Annotated in this window: 9 protein-coding genes; 3 read left to right on the plus strand and 6 right to left on the minus strand. The window is 60.7% G+C overall.

Annotated elements, in window-relative coordinates:
- The first annotated feature begins 216 nt into the window (after positions 1 to 216).
- Positions 217 to 1485 (plus strand): IS256 family transposase, encoded by a 1269-nt coding sequence (locus CIT37_RS33350; RefSeq protein WP_035716818.1) that lies wholly within the window; start codon positions 217 to 219, stop codon positions 1483 to 1485.
- A gap of 1934 nt (positions 1486 to 3419) precedes the next feature.
- Here CIT37_RS33350 and CIT37_RS33360 read toward each other — a convergent pair.
- The 6 genes from CIT37_RS33360 to CIT37_RS33385 all read right to left on the minus strand — a co-directional run bounded on the left by CIT37_RS33360 (position 3420) and on the right by CIT37_RS33385 (position 14494).
- Positions 3420 to 4460, minus strand: a complete 1041-nt coding sequence (locus CIT37_RS33360; RefSeq protein WP_011084794.1) for a pectinesterase family protein — start codon at positions 4458 to 4460, stop codon at positions 3420 to 3422.
- A 218-nt stretch (positions 4461 to 4678) separates the two neighbouring features.
- Positions 4679 to 5977 (minus strand): glycoside hydrolase family 28 protein, encoded by a 1299-nt coding sequence (locus CIT37_RS33365; RefSeq protein WP_014497833.1) that lies wholly within the window; start codon positions 5975 to 5977, stop codon positions 4679 to 4681.
- A 1756-nt stretch (positions 5978 to 7733) separates the two neighbouring features.
- Positions 7734 to 8903 (minus strand): Wadjet anti-phage system protein JetD domain-containing protein, encoded by a 1170-nt coding sequence (locus tag CIT37_RS33370; protein ID WP_095424606.1) that lies wholly within the window; start codon positions 8901 to 8903, stop codon positions 7734 to 7736.
- Positions 8904 to 8905: 2 nt separating this feature from the next.
- Entirely contained in the window at positions 8906 to 12340 is a 3435-nt protein-coding gene (locus CIT37_RS33375; RefSeq protein ID WP_018647407.1) for an SbcC/MukB-like Walker B domain-containing protein, read from the minus strand.
- Positions 12337 to 12975, minus strand: a complete 639-nt coding sequence (locus CIT37_RS33380) for a DUF4194 domain-containing protein (protein ID WP_011084789.1) — start codon at positions 12973 to 12975, stop codon at positions 12337 to 12339. Before CIT37_RS33380 ends, CIT37_RS33375 begins: the two co-directional genes overlap by 4 nt.
- Positions 12965 to 14494 (minus strand): Wadjet anti-phage system protein JetA family protein, encoded by a 1530-nt coding sequence (locus CIT37_RS33385; RefSeq protein ID WP_014497837.1) that lies wholly within the window; start codon positions 14492 to 14494, stop codon positions 12965 to 12967. Before CIT37_RS33385 ends, CIT37_RS33380 begins: the two co-directional genes overlap by 11 nt.
- 471 nt (positions 14495 to 14965) lie before the next feature.
- On the opposite strand from CIT37_RS33385, the gene relB reads away from it, so the two are divergent.
- Together relB and CIT37_RS33395 are read left to right on the plus strand one after the other, a co-directional pair.
- Positions 14966 to 15217 (plus strand): type II toxin-antitoxin system RelB family anti-toxin, encoded by a 252-nt coding sequence (gene relB / locus CIT37_RS33390; RefSeq protein WP_011084786.1) that lies wholly within the window; start codon positions 14966 to 14968, stop codon positions 15215 to 15217.
- Positions 15217 to 16536, plus strand: a complete 1320-nt coding sequence (locus CIT37_RS33395; protein ID WP_011084785.1) for a type II toxin-antitoxin system HipA family toxin — start codon at positions 15217 to 15219, stop codon at positions 16534 to 16536. The genes relB and CIT37_RS33395 overlap by 1 nt, the downstream gene beginning before the upstream one ends.
- The last annotated feature ends 64 nt before the right edge of the window (positions 16537 to 16600 follow it).

Genomic DNA, 16600 nt, shown 5'->3' on the forward strand with positions numbered 1-16600 from the left:
TCCGGCCCGGCTGCCTCGCATAATCAATTCGTAAATTCGTCGAAAAGACGTCAGATTGCCCAGCGTCGCGCGACGAATTTTCACTGCTGCTCCGGCCAAGCGCCTTGCCGATTCCCGACTTGAGCTATGCGGGAAACTGGGTGATGACGGAATGAGATAGGCGGCGTATCGAGGCGGGTGTCGAGCCTGCCAGAACCTCAAGGAGAGCGATACGCCATGAACGAGCATAGCAACATTGTCCCACTGCGTCAGCCCGATGAGATCGACGATCCACTGACGAATATTTTGCGATCTGGTGCTCGGCAGCTGCTTGCGCAGGCTGTCGAGATGGAAGCCGAGGCGTTTCTCGCCGCGATGAAGGGCTTGAAGCTTCCCGATGGCCGCGACCGCCTCGTGCGGCACGGCCATGGTCCAGTGCGGACGATCCAGACGGGGATCGGCGCCGTCGAAGTCGCCCGGGTAAAGATTCGCGATCGCGCGGTGACCAGCGATGGCGAGCGGATCCGCTTCACCTCGGCGATCCTGCCGTTGTGGGCACGGCGCACGAAGAGCTTGGATGCACTTTTGCCGGTTCTGTACCTGCGAGGCATCTCGACGGGCGACTTCCAGGAGGCGCTGGCGGCGCTCCTGGGCAAGGATGCGCCGAATCTTTCTCCGGCGGTGGTTTCCAGACTGACGACGGAGTGGCAGCTCGAGTACGAGCGTTGGCAGAAGCGCGATCTGTCGGCGCGCCGGTACGTATACGTGTGGGCGGACGGCGTCTTCCTGCAGGCTCGCATGGAAGACCACAGCGAATGCATGCTGGTGCTGATCGGCGCGACGCCGGAAGGCAAGAAGGAACTCATCGGCTTCCAGGTCGGCGTGCGCGAGAGCACGCAGAGCTGGCACGAACTGCTCGTCGAGGCGAAAACCCGTGGGCTGAAGATCGCCCCGGAAATCGCCGTCGGTGACGGCGCGCTCGGCTTCTGGAAGGCGCTCGACGAGGTCTTTCCCGCCACGCGACATCAGCGGTGCTGGGTGCACAAAACCGCGAATATCTTGAACAAAGTCGCAGTGTCGGTACAGGCCAGCATGAAGAAGGATCTGCGCGAGGTCTATTTGGCGTCCAACCGAGCTTCGGCCGAAGTGGCGATCGATGTCTTTGCCGAGAAATACGGAGCGAAGTACGACAAGGCGGTCGAGTGCCTGACGAAAGATCGCGACGCAATGCTTGCGTTCTACGAATTCCCCGCCGAGCATTGGGACCACTTGCGGACGACGAATCCCATCGAAAGCGTGTTCGCGACGGTCCGGCACAGAACGGTGCGCACGAAAGGTTCGTTATCGTCAACGACTGCCAAGTTGATGGTGTTCAAGCTGCTCTGCGCCGCATCAAAGACCTGGCGGCGGCTGAAAGGCACAAATCAGTTGCCGAAGGTCATCGCAGGTGTCAGATTCGAAAACGGCATCGAGGTCATCCAAGTGCCGGAAAACCACGCCGCCTGATCGCCTCGTCACCCAAAATCCCGCATAGCTCTCCCGACTTGAAGCGTGACCATAATCTGCGGCTTTTTCCGCTTTTGGCCGACGCGGCAGACTCTGCGTCCGGAAAGCTTTAGCGCGCGCTGCTGAACAGATCATCTCGCAAACTAGACTGCGGCACTTGCGTCGCAGCGGTAAGCTGAAAGCTGGGAATGTCTACGCTCCGGCGCGTGTCGCCTAGCGCACTCTCCCTAAAAGTGGAGTGCGGCGGCGCCCGCATCGAACCGCCGAAATCGTCCCGCCGGACTGCTCGACCACCTCCTGCGGGAGGCCGATCAGGTGAAGTTGACTTGCTTTGATCAGACGGATCGAGATGCAAATCCTCCATACGCTTCTCAAAGTCGCCTTGCTCGCTTGAGTCGCCCCGTCGCTGACCCGCCCGCCCCGGCAGCGCGGCGTACTCCCGCATCCAGGCTCCTGAATCGAAGAATGGGTCAACCGGATCCATCCTGCTCTCCTCATGTTTGTAGAGACCCTGCAGCAATCCGTACGGCCTGGATTACGGCGAGATTGCAGCTCTTCAGATTCTCGATTGTTGTAGCCGCAACCTTTCAAGAAGCTGACGAGATCAGGATATTGCTGCGCGCGAGACCGGCGTCGCATCGGCACCCGCCTGACGACGGACGGAGTTGCTCCAATTTTATCGCACCTCTTCGCCGGTTTCGTGTTCGAGCTGACGAAATTGGTCGACCGATCTAACAATGGATCGCCGGTCGATCGTGCGCCGAATTCAAGCATCACGGCGGGACTTACATAGCCGCTACCGTCTCCAATGGATCATACGTGACGTGCATCTTGTCGTCCTTGGCATCAATTTTGGTAGTGAGCTTGTCCTATTGCAGGCGTTCATTGATGACGCACAACGTCTTTTCCTTGACGCAGACCGGAGGCGTTCTCGCGCGTTGGCACTTTTGCTTTGACTGCGGTTCTGAGGGACCAAATTGTCCACCGGGTCCGGAGCTGTTGCTCGAATGCCGTATGTGAGATCCACGTCGTACGAGAAACGGCGAATTGCGCCGTAAGCCTTCGAAAGGGACGTTCCGCTCGGAGACGAGATTCTCGCCCAGTGGCGACGAGCGCGTTCAGGCATCAAAACGACCCCAAACATTCTTTTTCGAGAAGATGTGCAGGGCGTCCTGAGTTCGCAGCAGTAACGGTGCCTGGCAAGCCAAGTTGGCAATGAAGATCCGGCAGACTTCGATTCGCTCACTTCAATCGGGCTCAGTCTTTGACTGAGGGACCGCAAGGCTTCTCTTGCAGTCTCGGGACCGCCCCGCTCGAGCGCGCACGACCTCACCTGCACGACGGCTTGGCCATCGTAAGCTGCCAACGCGGTGCATGCTTGAACTCCACAACTTGCTTGCCAAGATGGAGCTCGCGGAACGCCCCCGAAGTCAAATAAACCTGCCGAACAGTCTGCGGCCTCGTCAACCGAGTTGGTTGGCTGAGGCAGCGCCTCCGTAACCGATGATTTCGCCGCGGCGCGCCTTGGTCTCCTCAACAACTTTTCGACCGACTGAGCTCTCGTTCCGAAGCAACTTTCGACGGGGCGCAGATAGGCGCCCTCGCCTCGCGCACGGGAATTTTCGTCGCTCACCGACCGAACGAATATAGCCGCGAAGCATCAGCCCACTTCGCTCTCCGGAGATCTGCGCAAGGCGCTGAACAGGCAAATCAGCCGTTCCCGAGCGATGACGACGTGCTGACGTGACGGTCCGTAGAGCTTGCCGACACTGATCCGCCAAAACGGACAAGATGATCTGCGAGCTGAAGCGGGCGCATGTGGGTGGACGGCGAACAGATGAGATCGTCGCGCCGGCCCCCCTTTCCGTCGGTTTGGCTCCGGCGGCGGTTGGGTTGCTGTACAAGACTCTCCATCACAATCAGGCTCGCTCCCCTCATTCATCCGAGGATCGCCGTGGAACCCCTTCACCGTGAACATTGCTCTTTGTTCGAACCTGATGGTTCGTGGGCAGCCAATCTGTGACACCCGCGAAGAACACTCTCAGCGACCATCTCGCAGCTTCGCCATCTTTCAGTTGATGGGAATGAGGCTCGCGGCCTGATGGGTTAGCACCGATGCCGAAGGATCTATATTCGGCATAATAGCTCGTGCTCAACTTGTTGGTCTCGCCGGGAGCCCATTCGCGCCAGCCTTCCGCAATCACTCGTGCATCTATCTTTGTCGACAGGAAGACCACTGTGGCGTAGGAGCGCCAGGGGCGGCCAAGCGCGATATAGCGCGCAGCAGGGTCGGCACTTAGCCTGCAATGATCAAAAACATAGCCACTGTCCTCATCCGGCGTTGCCTTGCTCTGAGCGGTATAGATGACCGCTTGATTGGCGATGCCGTGCAATTCACATTGCCGGAACCAGACCTTGGCGTTGCCAAATATGAAATCGACATGCCCTTCGATGTAGCAGTTCGAGAAGTATTGTCGTGACATTCTACCGTTTGGTCCCTTGCCGGCAAACAGCGTGTCCTGGGCGCCGAGCAGGCGGACGCGCGTAATGACGTCCCTATCTCCGGTAACGGACAGCGCTACCGCCTGCGAAGGTGGATTGGCCGGATTGAGGGCATAGTCGTTCTGAATGGTCAGATTCTCGAGCCGGAAGTCATCGCTAGGGGCATCCAGCGTCGCCGAACGGGCCGTTCCTCCTACATTGACCGCGCCGTCGCCATACACAATGACCGTATCCTCCGGCTTGTTGCCAGTCCCTGCGAGATGAACACCGGATTTCGTGATTTTAACCTTCTCGCGATAGATGCCTGGCGCGATCCGGACGTTTCCGCCTTCCGCCGGCAATGCGTCGATGGCTTGCTGCACGGAGTGATAGTCTGCATTTCCGGCATGCGACACCAACAGTGGATGAGCGTACGCCGCGGCGATGCAGAAACATCCCGCCAGAAGTGCAGCGGAGGAAACGAAAATTCGCATGTGATCTTACACTTCGTTTCTCAGCGGGATAGCCGTCGCGCATCGACACAAGATTTTCATCGCCAAATCAGAACCTGCGTCACCTTGACATTTCCGGCCCTGCAAAACTGTCGGCCAATAGCAACCAACTCGGGACATGAGCCCGACCTTCGTCAACACCAGTAATCTTGGCCCCAGATGCGGAACTCACCACCTGAGTTCGGCGCCGCGTGTAGTGCTTACCGATTGCCGTCGCGGAATGCCTTGGAACATACCTCCGATCCGCGCAGCGGCGGTTGTGTAGCTCGTCCGGGCAGCGGGGGCCATACGTCAGAGTGATTTGCGCTGACGTTCGCATGTTCAAGTTGCCAAGTCGCGGAATTGGCAAATCGAACATCTTCGAGTGTCACGTCCAGGGCATGCCGCTCGTCTATGCCGCGCATCAGCAGCACACCAGTGTCGCCATGCACATGACGGAGAACGATTTGCCGATAGACCGGAATCCTCGTGCCTTGAGCGCGCGGATCATATTTTGCATCGAAAGCCAGCGGCCACCGGTTGCCCCTCAGGCACACGTACTCATAAGTCACGTTCTCGACCAGACCGCCTCGACCAACATCGCTCTTGATGCGCAGGCCCGACGTCGTACCATCCAGTGTCAGATTACGCACCAATATGTCTCTGGCCCCGGAATTCACCTCGCTGCCGATCGACATGCCATGCCCCCAGCCGAAATAATTATCAATGATCGAGATATGGCTGCTTGAACCATTGTCGCCGGCCTTGATTGCGACGTTGTCGTCACCCGTACGGATCCAGCTGTGGGTGATGGTCACATCCTGACTGGCGCCAAGATCGATGCCATCGGTGTTGCGGGCATCCGCCGGCGAATCGATCGTGAGGGCCCAAAACGTGGCACCTTCAACCCGGTTCATCGCGACATGAAAATTGGCAGCGTTGCGCAAGGTGACACCAGAGAACGTGATATCCTGCGCATGATCGACCTGGATCAAGCGTGGGGCGTTCTGATTGCCGCCCTGGGCTTGGGCGCGGCGGGCTAGCTGCCACCAGGTTTCCGCGCCGCCGCCGATCAGCGCGCCGCCCTGACCATCGATGATGCCCTCTCCGTAGATACCGCCGCCGCGCGTTTTAGAAAAGCTGATGAATGGCCGGCAACCGTCGCCCTTTTCCGCAATGCGACCACATTGTCCGAGGCCCTTGTCGTAAGCGGCAGGTTCGGGGATGGCGATCAGTGTCGCACCGCGTCCGACCCATAAGGTCACGCCCGATTTCATCTCGAGTGGACCTGAGTGAAACTCGCCGCGCCCGAGATAAACTGCAGCGCCATCGGGGCAATGTTCAATGGCCTCCTGTAGGCTAACTGTATCGTTCTTGCCGGAAGGCACAGGGCGATCACAGACCGTATCAGGTGCAACAGGTTCGGCGATAGTCCGGCGGTCTTGCGCTTTTGCGGCGGGGCCGACAACCATGGAGGCGAGTATGGACAATAGGGCCCAGTTGCGAAAACGCTTTGTCATTGACCTGCTCGTGCTTTTGTCACGCGCATCATTGTCGCGTGCCTTTTCTGGTATTGAGCGCTGGCTTGATCGAGTCGGCGCGTGCGTCACTGGCGCGCACAAGATGACATTTATCCGACGCAGTAGACGCCTGGACTTGAGATCGCGCAGCAGCACCTTGCCTATGCGCGAAAAAGATGAAGCGTTTTGCGATAGTACGAAAATCCAACAACTTCGTAACGTCAGCCTGCTCACACTGATTGAGCTCCCAACCGGTCCCCGATTTCATTTGTGCAACTCCAATTGCGCGTGAGTCCACGCAGCCTCTCGTCCAGGATCGGTGGGCAGTGAGTATTCGGGAAAGCTTTCGAGAAGCTGACGAGGCTACGGCCGGCACCGGATCGCATTCGCACCGGATCCCCTCTTCCTGGTGTCTCACGAATTTTTAGATGACTGCCGTTACCCGCCCTGTTCCGGAGTGATCGCTTGCGGGACATAGTCAGTGAGTTCCGTCATCATCCATGCGATGCCGGAGGCATGGTCGGCTTCCGCGGTCAGCACCGCTCGGCACGTCGCCTGCCCAACGGCCATAGCGGACCATCGTGGTCATTGAACGCGCCCGCTCGCGCCCCCTCCATGGACGCCTAATCGGAAATTTCAACGACTTAAAGACGGACAAGACGACCGAACTGGCTGGAAGTGGAGAGCTCTTGACACTCGATTCAGGACATCTACGTGAGCAGCCCCGAAACAGGAGGCTCTAGCCAAAGACGCGGCGATACGTCCCCTATCTGGTGCTGCTCTGCGCGCATCCCTGGCGGACGCACCGCGATCAGCCAAAAAGCCGAGCCTATCGGCAAGGCCGCACCTAATTGTCCAGTTCGCCCGCCGGGTTCGCAACACCATGCGTCTCGAGATCTTCGCCAGGCCCGTCCCAAAACCTGTCGCCGTTAACGTGCGCGGCGGCAGCTTTCAGCGGTCCCATCGAGGCGAAAACGCCACGGCAGCATCCGGGTTAACAGGATTATCGAGGCTTCGCGATTTAGGCGGCCGTGCGTTGCGTATTGAATTGTTTGCCGCAGAGTTGCGCTGGCGTTCATCGATCGAGACCGCTCGACACTCAAGCCTCCGCTCCAGATCCGCCAATCCTGCCTTACATTCGGCGACAACCGATTGGGCGCGAAGCAGCTTGACCTTGAGCTCGTCCTGTTGCCTGAGTATGTTCTCAAGATCCCAATCGTTCTGCATTAGCTCATTGACCATCTGCAAGCCCCGATGCAAGGCCGACACCTAGCTTCAAGAGCGCAGGCTCTGCATGTCGCAGATGCCCCACCCCGAACCATGGGCTAATCCGATGCCAAACGATCGTCCTGAGGACGCCTTTACGCTGGCGTTCTTGCTGAGAACCACCATTCGTTGCGAGCCCCCAAGACAATCGGCTTCTGCCCGGCAAACCGGAGCGCGATCCCAAGATGGCAGAGTTCGCGAGGCAGGCGCCCGGTTTGGAAAGCGCATCGGGGGACCTCTGCCATCGATCAAGCGGGCATATTTCATCTCAATACTTCAACCGGATGCTGAACGAGCATCATAGTCACAGGTGGTTTCGTCCCATCTTCAAGCAACTGGCATGCCAATGCTGGTTGAGCGTTTTTATGAAGAAACGATGTCGGTTTGCCCGCAGCACGTAGTTGCGGGCGGTGCTGTTGTCGCGCTTGAAACAAATGACGTCCTGAGCGAGACAGCCAAAGCAGCAACCACGAGCGTCCGCGCGCATTTTCTAATGAAACTCTGGCAGGACTGGATCGAGTTCTTCCTGCTCGAGCGTCTTGGCTCCATCTTTCGCCAGGTACGCTGCCAGAGCTGCGATACCGGAGTCCGGTGGACATCGAGCGGGTGCGGATTTTTTGAACGGCACTTGTCCCAAACGCTCGGCAACTTCGACACTCATGAGGTGGGCACGGATCGGCCGGTCGACGGCGCGCTCGATGGTGTGGAAGATCCAGGTGCCGTCCGGATCGATGTCCGACCAATGAAAGATCGGCGTCTGTTCGGATACCAATCCTGCGATCGTCCGCAGCGCCTGCTGGGTGGCAAGCGAGGGGTACCCTCCGACATACATGGTCGTTCCTAATCGGCCGGGGTCCGCCTCGGCGATGTGCCGGTTGAAGCTTGCGAAATTTTCGATCGTTAGCACGTAGGCCGGCGGCTCCCGGAAGCGGACGCGATCTGCTTCCTTGGGAGTGATTCCGAGATACAGCGGAGAGATTCCGGAGAGGTCGGCTCCATCGAGGTCGATCTTGCCCGCGATCAGCAGCGGTGGCGCGAAGCGCTCAAGGCCGATTGCCCGGAGCGCCTCGCGTGGCCGCGCGCCGGGGGGAAACTCCAGGATGCCGCTCAGGAGCCGCACGACCGCGCCTTCGATCCGTTCGAGCGTTTTGCTGTGCCCCACCGTTCGTCTCGAGAAGGTCTTGTAGTCGACGCCAAGATGTTTGTTAGCCAGGATGGCCTGGGCGAGAACGAACGCGTCGCGCAGTGTCTCGACATCGGACGAAGCAACCCCGTGCCACGTTTTCCCCCGCCCCCATACCTCGGCGACTTGGGAAGCGCTGTTCTTCAGAGAGTCGTGCATCGCCGCCCCGGCGACAAGCCGCACAGCGGCATCCTCCGCGATGCGCGACGCGGGGGTACGGCGGAGATATCGGTATAGGATCTCCGCCGAGGCCAGCCGCACATGTGCCACTTGGTCGCTCATGGGGCCCCGCCCCCAACCAAGGGAGACCGCGCCGGCGCTTTCGGCTTCCCTGATCTGTTTCAGGAAGGCGTCCGCCGCGACTACTGATGGGAAAGCGGGGTAGTCCGGGTGGGCGATCGGGCTTGCGGCCCCCGCCTCGAAGCGGTTGAGCAGGTCGTTCAGCAGGCCGATCGCATCCGTGAAACGCCGAGCCATGGCTACTCGGCGGCCAGACGGGTGGCGAGCTCATCTTCGGACATCAGGTCCGGATCGATGGCCATCAGCTCGCGCTTGGCCTTCTCTTTCAGTTCCACCACAGTGGCCCTGGACTGCTCGCCGATGCGGTCCACCTCCACGATGGTGTCCATGTGCTCGAGCACGGCGACGCGCTTCTCGAACGGCGCCGCGATCACGAACTGCAGGCCGAGGTTTTTGTAAAAGCTCATCATCTGCCGCTGGTTCTTGCCGTCCATCTTGGAGAAGGCCTCATCGAACATGGCGAGCGCGAAACCGGCGGGCTTGCCGGCACGACGCTCCGCGCTGCCGTAGACGGCGGCCAGCGAAGCGCCGATGGCAACGTAGATAGGCACCTGTTGTTCGGCGCCAGACCCGGTGCCGCGCCGCTGCTCCCAGCGGGTCGAGCGGCCGGTGGCAACATCCTCCATGTGGATCTCGAAGGTGTAGAAGTTGCGGTAGTCCTCGAACTGGGTGAAATCCTTGTCGGGGTCCTCGAGCAGCGCCTCGAGTGCGACGATCGTATCCTTGTGCGGGAAGTCATCGGGCACGTCGCCCCGGAACAGCATATCGAGCGCCTCCGGAGAGGTTTTGGCGATCTCGATGATCTTCAGGATGGGCTGGAATTCCACCATCTGGGTGCGATGGAATGAATATCGCTCGTTATGGAACGGATGTGCGTAGAGGCTACGGTTCAACGATTGCAGCTCCCGCTCCATCTTTCCGATCCGGGCCGTGAGCGCGTTGATGAACTCGCCGCGCAGCAGGGTAGAGGCCTTTTCCGCCGCATCCCGCGCCTGCCTTTCGTACTGGCGCAGCTCATTGGATTCGATATCCGAGATCAGCTGCTCCATCCATGGCTTCACCTCCCGCAGCGGCTCGCTTTCCGCACCGACCTGCGAACTCATCCCGAACTGGTCGAAGTAATCGTAAAGAAGCTCGCGGACCCGTCGCTCGATCCGGGCGCGCTCGTTGTCGGACACATTCGCATCCTTCAAGGCCTTCTCGGCGATGGCCCGGTGTTTCTCAGCGAAGCCCTTTTGGGCTGCGGCATCGAGGCGGTCGCGGTAGACGGCCCTGCCTTTCGCGGTGGAGTAGAGTGGGAAGAACTTGCGGTATATCGACCGGGCGACCCTGAGGTTGAGTTCGGAGCCGGGCACGTTCTCGCCCTCTCCGAGCCTCCTCTCCGCCGACCTGACCTCGCCGTCATGCTCGCCGAACGCCTTCTGCTGTGTCTTTCTCTCCTCCAGCCTCTTCTCCTTCAGCTTTTGCTGCGCCCTCTTTTTGTCGCGAAGCCCGCCGTCCCCCGCGCCGTCGAGGGCATCGAGCCTGGCCTGAGCTTCAGCGACCTCAGTCTGCGCGGCCGCGAAGGCGGCCGCGCAAGCCCCCAGATCATTACGTCCCTCGCAGATGTTCTTCAGAGCGGCAAAAGCCTGCTCCGCGGCATGGGCCTCCTTCCCCTTGTCGATCAGGATCCGACCCAGCTCCTCGGCCTGATCCTGCAGGGATCGCAGGGCGTTCGCCTGGGCTGCCTTTCCGATCTTATACTGCGAGGATTCGATCCAGCGATGGCTCCGGACGAGTCCGTCGTCGTAGAGGCCGTCCTTCATTATCGCCCGGCCGGGCCTGTTGAACTGGTCGAGCGTGTCGGCGAGACGGACGTTGCCGTAGCGGCGCATGATGAAGGCCATCGCGTCCGGATCCTGGCTCCGGAAGATCGAGGGGAAAGTGCCGCGCTCCGGCTTGGCCCTGAACTGCTCGAGCTTGTTTAGGCTCACGAGCGATGCATGGCGAAACTCGCGGCGACCTTCCTTGAAGATTGACGTGGCGGCGCTGATATCCGCTCTGTCCACGAACACGGCTTCCCGGTCGCGACCGAGGAGCGCCTCGGCGGCTCCTACCCACTCGGGTTCGGCGACTTCGATGATGTCGCAGAGTACGCGCGGGACCATTCCACCCTGCCGCAGCCTGCGGCAGAGGAGTTCAGTGTCGTCGCCGAGATAGGCGCGCGCCCCTCCGGCGGCGTGCTGTCGGATCCGTTCGAGCACCTCGTCGCGCCTGCCGCGGAGGCCGGAAAGCTCCGCGATGATCCTTTGACGCGCTTCGTCGATCTTCGGCAGCCATTTGGCGCCGCTTGCCGCGAAGGACTTCTCGGCCGCGGTGACCTCGTCGGAGACGCCCCCGATGTCGGCCCCGGCGGTGGCGGTCAGAAGACGCTCAAGCGCAGGAACGAAGTCCTCGAAACCGTCCGCGCACATCGCGCGTAGCGGCTCCAGGCGACGGATGTTCTCCATGCGAGCCTTGAAGTCCGCCGAGGCGCGGTGCGCCGCCTGCCCGGCCACATCGGCGGTCTGCTGCAGGGACTTTCTGCCGGTCTTGGCATCGTGCTCGGCGATCGCGGCCGTGAGGCGTTCGATCTCCTTATCGATGGCCTTGACGTCGTCGTCGATGAATTCGAGTTCTTTTGCTGCGGCGTCCCGGCGCGCCATCTCGGTACGCCGCTTGGTCTTGAAGTCCAGGTTTGTCGCGCGCGCCGCGAGCCAAGTCGCGCGTTTTGCGACCCATTCCTCCCTGAACTTGGTCTCGAGCGCCTCTTCAAGCGCGGCGAGGACGCCCCGAAGCGCCCTTAGGGCTTCGAGCCTGAGGCGCATTTTCCGGATGGTCTCGCTGATGTTGCGGTATGTCTGGATCGACTCGCGCAGCTCCTTGATGCCGATCGGACTGTCCTCGAGGATGTAGTTCCGCACGAACTGCGTCGCCGTCTGGTTGTGATCGAGCGTCATCGCGTTGACGATTGATTTCTGCAGGGCGCTGGCGTTCTGTTCGCCAAAGGACGAATGCGGCAGAAGATGGCGCATGTACTCGCGGACATAGTCGCTCGCCCGGTCGCGATGATTGACGAAGTTGCCTTCGCCGACCGCTGCGACGATCCGGGCGCGCACGTCCTCCCACTGCGCCGGGAATTGCGACTTTCCTCGCTGCTCGATGAAGTCCTTGGAGCTCAGAACGGTCCCGACGGCTACGAAGAGTGCCAGCACGGTCTCCCTGCTGTCGGACTTGCGCGCCTCGAGCGCCATGCCGATCGTGACCGGTGACCGGGCGCCTTCCGTGTCTTCGAAACCGAGCGCGATGTAGGTGCGCGCCTCGTCGCGCCGGCGCTGATCTTCGCCGAGCGTCCCAAGGCAGTAATCGACGACGCTGCGCTTCGAGCCGCTGCGCGATTTTCCGCTATCGCCGGCGACCGCGTTCAGGCGCAAGAACCGCCGGCTCCCGCCGGTGAGAACGACCTGTGCCATGTCGAGGATTGTGGATTTGCCGGACCGGTTCTCGCCCAGGACCCCGACGTGTCCCCTCACGTCGATGTCGGCGACGTCGAATAGGTGCCAGTTCACCATCGTCAGGTGGCGTAGCTCCATCATGCCTCGTCTCCTGCGGGCTGCGGAAACCGCGCCTCCTCGCTACGGACGTAGCGCTCGAGCCGTTGGAGGGCATCGCCGCCACTGATCAGCTTAATCATCGGACGGATCCTGATCTCGCAGTCCTGCTGCTCGTCGTCAAAATCACCGATCTCGACCAAACTGCGTTGGGCGACCTCGCGCAGGATGTCCCGGAACCGGGCGGCCGAGATCGCGCCACCGCCGCCGTGTTGCGCCATCTCGCGGTAGCGATCGAACAGGTCGTTCAAAGTGGCCACTACGACGGCCCGGTCCTCGACTGCTCCGACGTTCACCTCCTGCTGCCAGTATGCCGCCAGCACCAGCATGACGATGGTTTCGTCGAGCTTCATCCGGGGCAGCGGCACGTCCTCGTCCATGGCGACGATGCCGGCCCACTGCGCCTCCGGATCGCGGTGGACGCGGTATCCGCAACTATCGAAGAAGCCGTCGACCACGTCGCGGAAGCGGCCGTCCATGATCGTGTTGTAGACTGTCCCGGTCCGGGGGTCTCCCGCGAACACGAACTGCCGCCGTAGCAGGAAGTGCTGCGCTTTGCGGAGGTCGGCTGCCTTTTCCGCGCCGAAGGAGCGCTCGACGTTTTCGAACTCACTGAGCATGAGCCGCCCTCGCCTTCCGGAGTGCGCCCGATCGCTTGACCAGGAAGTTGGCGCAACGGAGCCATTCGCTGTCGTGTGGGGGCGTGTCGGGGCACGGTTCGAGTTCGAACCCGGCCGCGACCTGCGCCGGAACCTCGCCTGTCAGCGCATATCGGCGGGCGCAATCGAAGGCGAGAAAGTCGTCCACGGTATCGATTTCCATGAAGCGGGCTTCCCTGGTCGCGAATGGCGGCACCTGGCCCTCGAGGAATCGTCTGACATCCTCGGGGCGGGGCGCGATGCGAGCGATGTACTCGAGGCGGAGCTTCTTGCGCAGTTCATACAACGGATCCGACGGCGGCTCGGCGAGCTCCCTTGCTTCGACGGGACGGCGCGGCTGCCTGGCCGGCGCCTGATGGTGCTCCGACCAGGGCGACCGCAGCGGCTCGATGCTCCATTCGATTGTCGCCTTGTGGTGCCTGCCGTCGCGCAGTAAGGCATCCAGGCGCCGCACCAGGTCGCCGGCCCGGCCGACGAGTCCCTGCCCGCCCCGCTCGGCGTACTTAATGGTGTTGCGGACCCGGGCTTCGAGCTGCCTGCGGAAGGCCTCGATCCTGTCGAACATCTCCCCGATCTGATCGAAGATGCTTTCGATAGCCAGCAGGTCGTCGGCCGCGGCCATTCGACCGTCCTCGATGTCGGCTGCCATGCTGGAAGCTATGTACTCCTCGGCGAGGACCTGCATGGTTTCCGGGCTGTAGGAGATCCTCCGCGCGAGATCGACGATGGCGTCGCGGAAGCGGTATGGATGGTTGACGGTGAGGATGGACTCGAAGTCCTTCAGCAGGAGCTGTTCGATGAACTCCTCGAAAAAGGCTTCGAGCCGGGTAGCGACTGTTTTCGACTCCATGACGGTCCGTCGGACGCGCTTCAGGTCGGCCAGAATGGCCCGCAGACTCTTAGTGAACTGGTCGGCCTGATTGCGCGCCTCGCGGACGGCGAGCGCGGCTTCGCGCTGCTTGCGGTCGGTGATCTCAGGCCTCAGTTTTTCGACGGCCTCCAGGTTGAGGCGGATTTGCACGATCAAGCCGCCGAATCGCTGCGAGAGATCCTTGTTGAGGCTCGCGAGCCGTTGCAGCACGAGCAGCGGTCCCATAGCCATGTCCACAGTGACGCGAAGCCCGTATTCCTCCTCTTCAAGCCATCCCCAGACGAGCAGCCGGGCGTATAGTTGTCGGGCAAGACCGAGCGCCTTGTCGCCCTTCTCGGAAGCGAGCGCGACGTCGGCCTTCCGGATCCGGCGGCGTCTCGCGGAGATCATTTCCGGCAGGCTGCCGAAATCATCGCCCTCGTTCCAGAGGACGGGGTTGGCGCGCATGACGTCGTAGATGGCGTGGACCACCTGCTGCGGCGTCGGGAACGACGGCGCGCCTGAAAAGAAGCGTTCGTGCAGATCCAGCAGACACGCTGCGTACAGGTGCTTGTGATCGCGCGAAAAAGCTAAAAAGGCGTCGTCATGCAAATGGCGGAACAAGGTCAATGACGCGGCTCCTGGGCCCGACCTCATCCTGAGTTGGCGGCACTAAATGCACGGCCTGCCGGGCAAAATGTTAGTGAGAGTGGGTCTTGAAAACACAACCGGAAGATCAGTTCTTAGTATGTTCTAATATAGCTTTCCAGCTCAATCGCTGTCGAGACTCCAAAGGTCCGATCGGAGCTAGTGTCCGGTCTCAGATCGGGAACAATCCGGCCTCAAGTCATTGAATTTGTTGTTGTTACTATTGCGGCAAAATGGATACAAGGAGTTGCTTGGCACGATAGTGATACGAACGTTCGACATGTCGAGGAGGCTCTCTCGCCCACCGGCAGATTCGAGCCCAGCTCTACATCGATCATCAGCTTTAGCTTTTTAGTAATTTCAATATGCCTAGTATACGCGAAAGCGTATGATCTGTAGATATTCGCGGTCGCGTATATTGACAAATTATACGCGTTTGCGTATCATGCCTTTATGGATACGATTGCCCGCACCCCCCAGCAAATCGGCGCCGGGATCAGGCGCTACCGGCGGCAGAAGAAGCTCACCCAGGGGGACCTCGGTGAGAAGATGCATGCGCGTCAAGCGACGGTCTCGAAGCTGGAGGCCGGTGAACCTGCAACGCAGCTGCGCATCTTGATGGATGCGCTGGCCGCGCTCGACCTCGAGCTGGTCATCCGGCCGCGCACCAAATTGACGGCTGAAGCGATTGAGGATCTGTTCTGATGGCGCGTCGCCCTGCCCGTGCGCCGCTCAACGTCTACCTCAACGCACGGCTGGTCGGGCGGCTGCGGCGCGAGAGCAGTGGCGCAATCGATTTCCAGTATGACAAGCAGTGGCTCGCGTGGGAAAATGCCATCCCCGTTTCCGTGTCGCTGCCATTGCGGGAGGATCGTTATATCGGCGATCCCGTCGTCGCTGTTTTTGACAATCTTCTGCCCGATAATGACGACATCCGCCGACGCGTCGCCGAACGCGCGCATGCTGATGGCGCCGATGCTTACAGCCTGCTCTCCGCCATCGGCCGCGATTGCATCGGGGCGCTGCAATTCCTTCCCGACAGTGCCGCACCCGGGGGCGCCGGCGCCATTGATGGCCGCGCCGCTAGCGATCAGGAGATCGCCGCCATTCTCGGCAACCTTGCCAGCAATCCGCTCGGCATCGGCCCCGACCAGGACTTCCGCATTTCTCTCGCGGGCGCGCAGGAAAAGACAGCGCTGCTTTACTGGAAAGACAAGTGGCACGTGCCTCATGGCACGACCGCAACTACGCACATTATCAAGCCGCAGATCGGGAAGTTGCCGAACGGAATCGACCTGACCGGCAGCGTTGAAAACGAGCATCTGTGCCTTGAGCTGGTTGCGGCACTCGGCTTGCCTGTCGCCAAATCAAGCATCATCGATTTCGCCGGGCGCCGCGTGCTCGCAGTTGAGCGGTTCGATCGCATCTGGACGCGCGACGGCCGCCTGTTGCGGCTGCCGCAGGAAGACTGCTGCCAGGCGCTGTCCGTTCCACCCGCGCGAAAGTATGAATCCGATGGCGGACCCGGCATCCGCAAAATCTCGGATTTCCTCAAGGGCAGCGATACGCCTGAGGACGACCAGGCCATTTTCTTCAAGGCGCAGATCGTGTTCTGGCTGCTTGCCGCCACCGATGGCCACGCGAAGAATTTTAGCATTCATTTGGCGCCGGGCGGTCGTTTTCATCTTGCACCGCTTTACGACATCATTTCGACCCAACCGAGCTTGGACGCTGGACAGATCAGCCAAAACCAAATGAAGCTGGCCATGGCGATCGGCAGCAACCGGCATTACATCGTCCACACGGTTCTCGGCCGACATTTCGTGCAGACTGCGAAAAGCTGCGGTCTACCCGACAAAACAGTCAAGGTTGTCATCCAGCAGCTCGGCGATACAGCCGCAAAGGCCATAGATCAGGTGCTGAATGCGCTTCCAAAAGGATTTCCGGAGAAGATGGCCATATCGATTGCTGATGGCGCAAAGCGCCGTGTGAATTCGCTGGCTGTGCTCAAGAGTAGTGAATGATCGCCGGTTTGCGCAAGCGTACGATGACCTCCGTGAACGGTGGCAGGAAGACCGGATCTACCAA

Origin of the sequence: Bradyrhizobium ottawaense (assembly GCF_002278135.3) — a bacterium.
In the GTDB taxonomy this organism is placed as follows: Bacteria; Pseudomonadota; Alphaproteobacteria; order Rhizobiales; family Xanthobacteraceae; genus Bradyrhizobium; species Bradyrhizobium ottawaense.

Coding starts and splice junctions, on each gene's coding strand:
- CIT37_RS33350 (WP_035716818.1), top strand. CDS start 217: ATGAACGAGCATAGCAACATTGTCCCACTGCGTCAGCCCGATGAGATC.
- CIT37_RS33370 (WP_095424606.1), bottom strand. CDS start 8,903: ATGGCTCGGCGTTTCACGGATGCGATCGGCCTGCTGAACGACCTGCTC.
- CIT37_RS33375 (WP_018647407.1), bottom strand. CDS start 12,340: ATGATGGAGCTACGCCACCTGACGATGGTGAACTGGCACCTATTCGAC.
- CIT37_RS33380 (WP_011084789.1), bottom strand. CDS start 12,975: ATGCTCAGTGAGTTCGAAAACGTCGAGCGCTCCTTCGGCGCGGAAAAG.
- CIT37_RS33360 (WP_011084794.1), bottom strand. CDS start 4,460: ATGCGAATTTTCGTTTCCTCCGCTGCACTTCTGGCGGGATGTTTCTGC.
- CIT37_RS33365 (WP_014497833.1), bottom strand. CDS start 5,977: ATGACAAAGCGTTTTCGCAACTGGGCCCTATTGTCCATACTCGCCTCC.
- CIT37_RS33395 (WP_011084785.1), top strand. CDS start 15,217: ATGGCGCGTCGCCCTGCCCGTGCGCCGCTCAACGTCTACCTCAACGCA.
- relB (WP_011084786.1), top strand. CDS start 14,966: ATGGATACGATTGCCCGCACCCCCCAGCAAATCGGCGCCGGGATCAGG.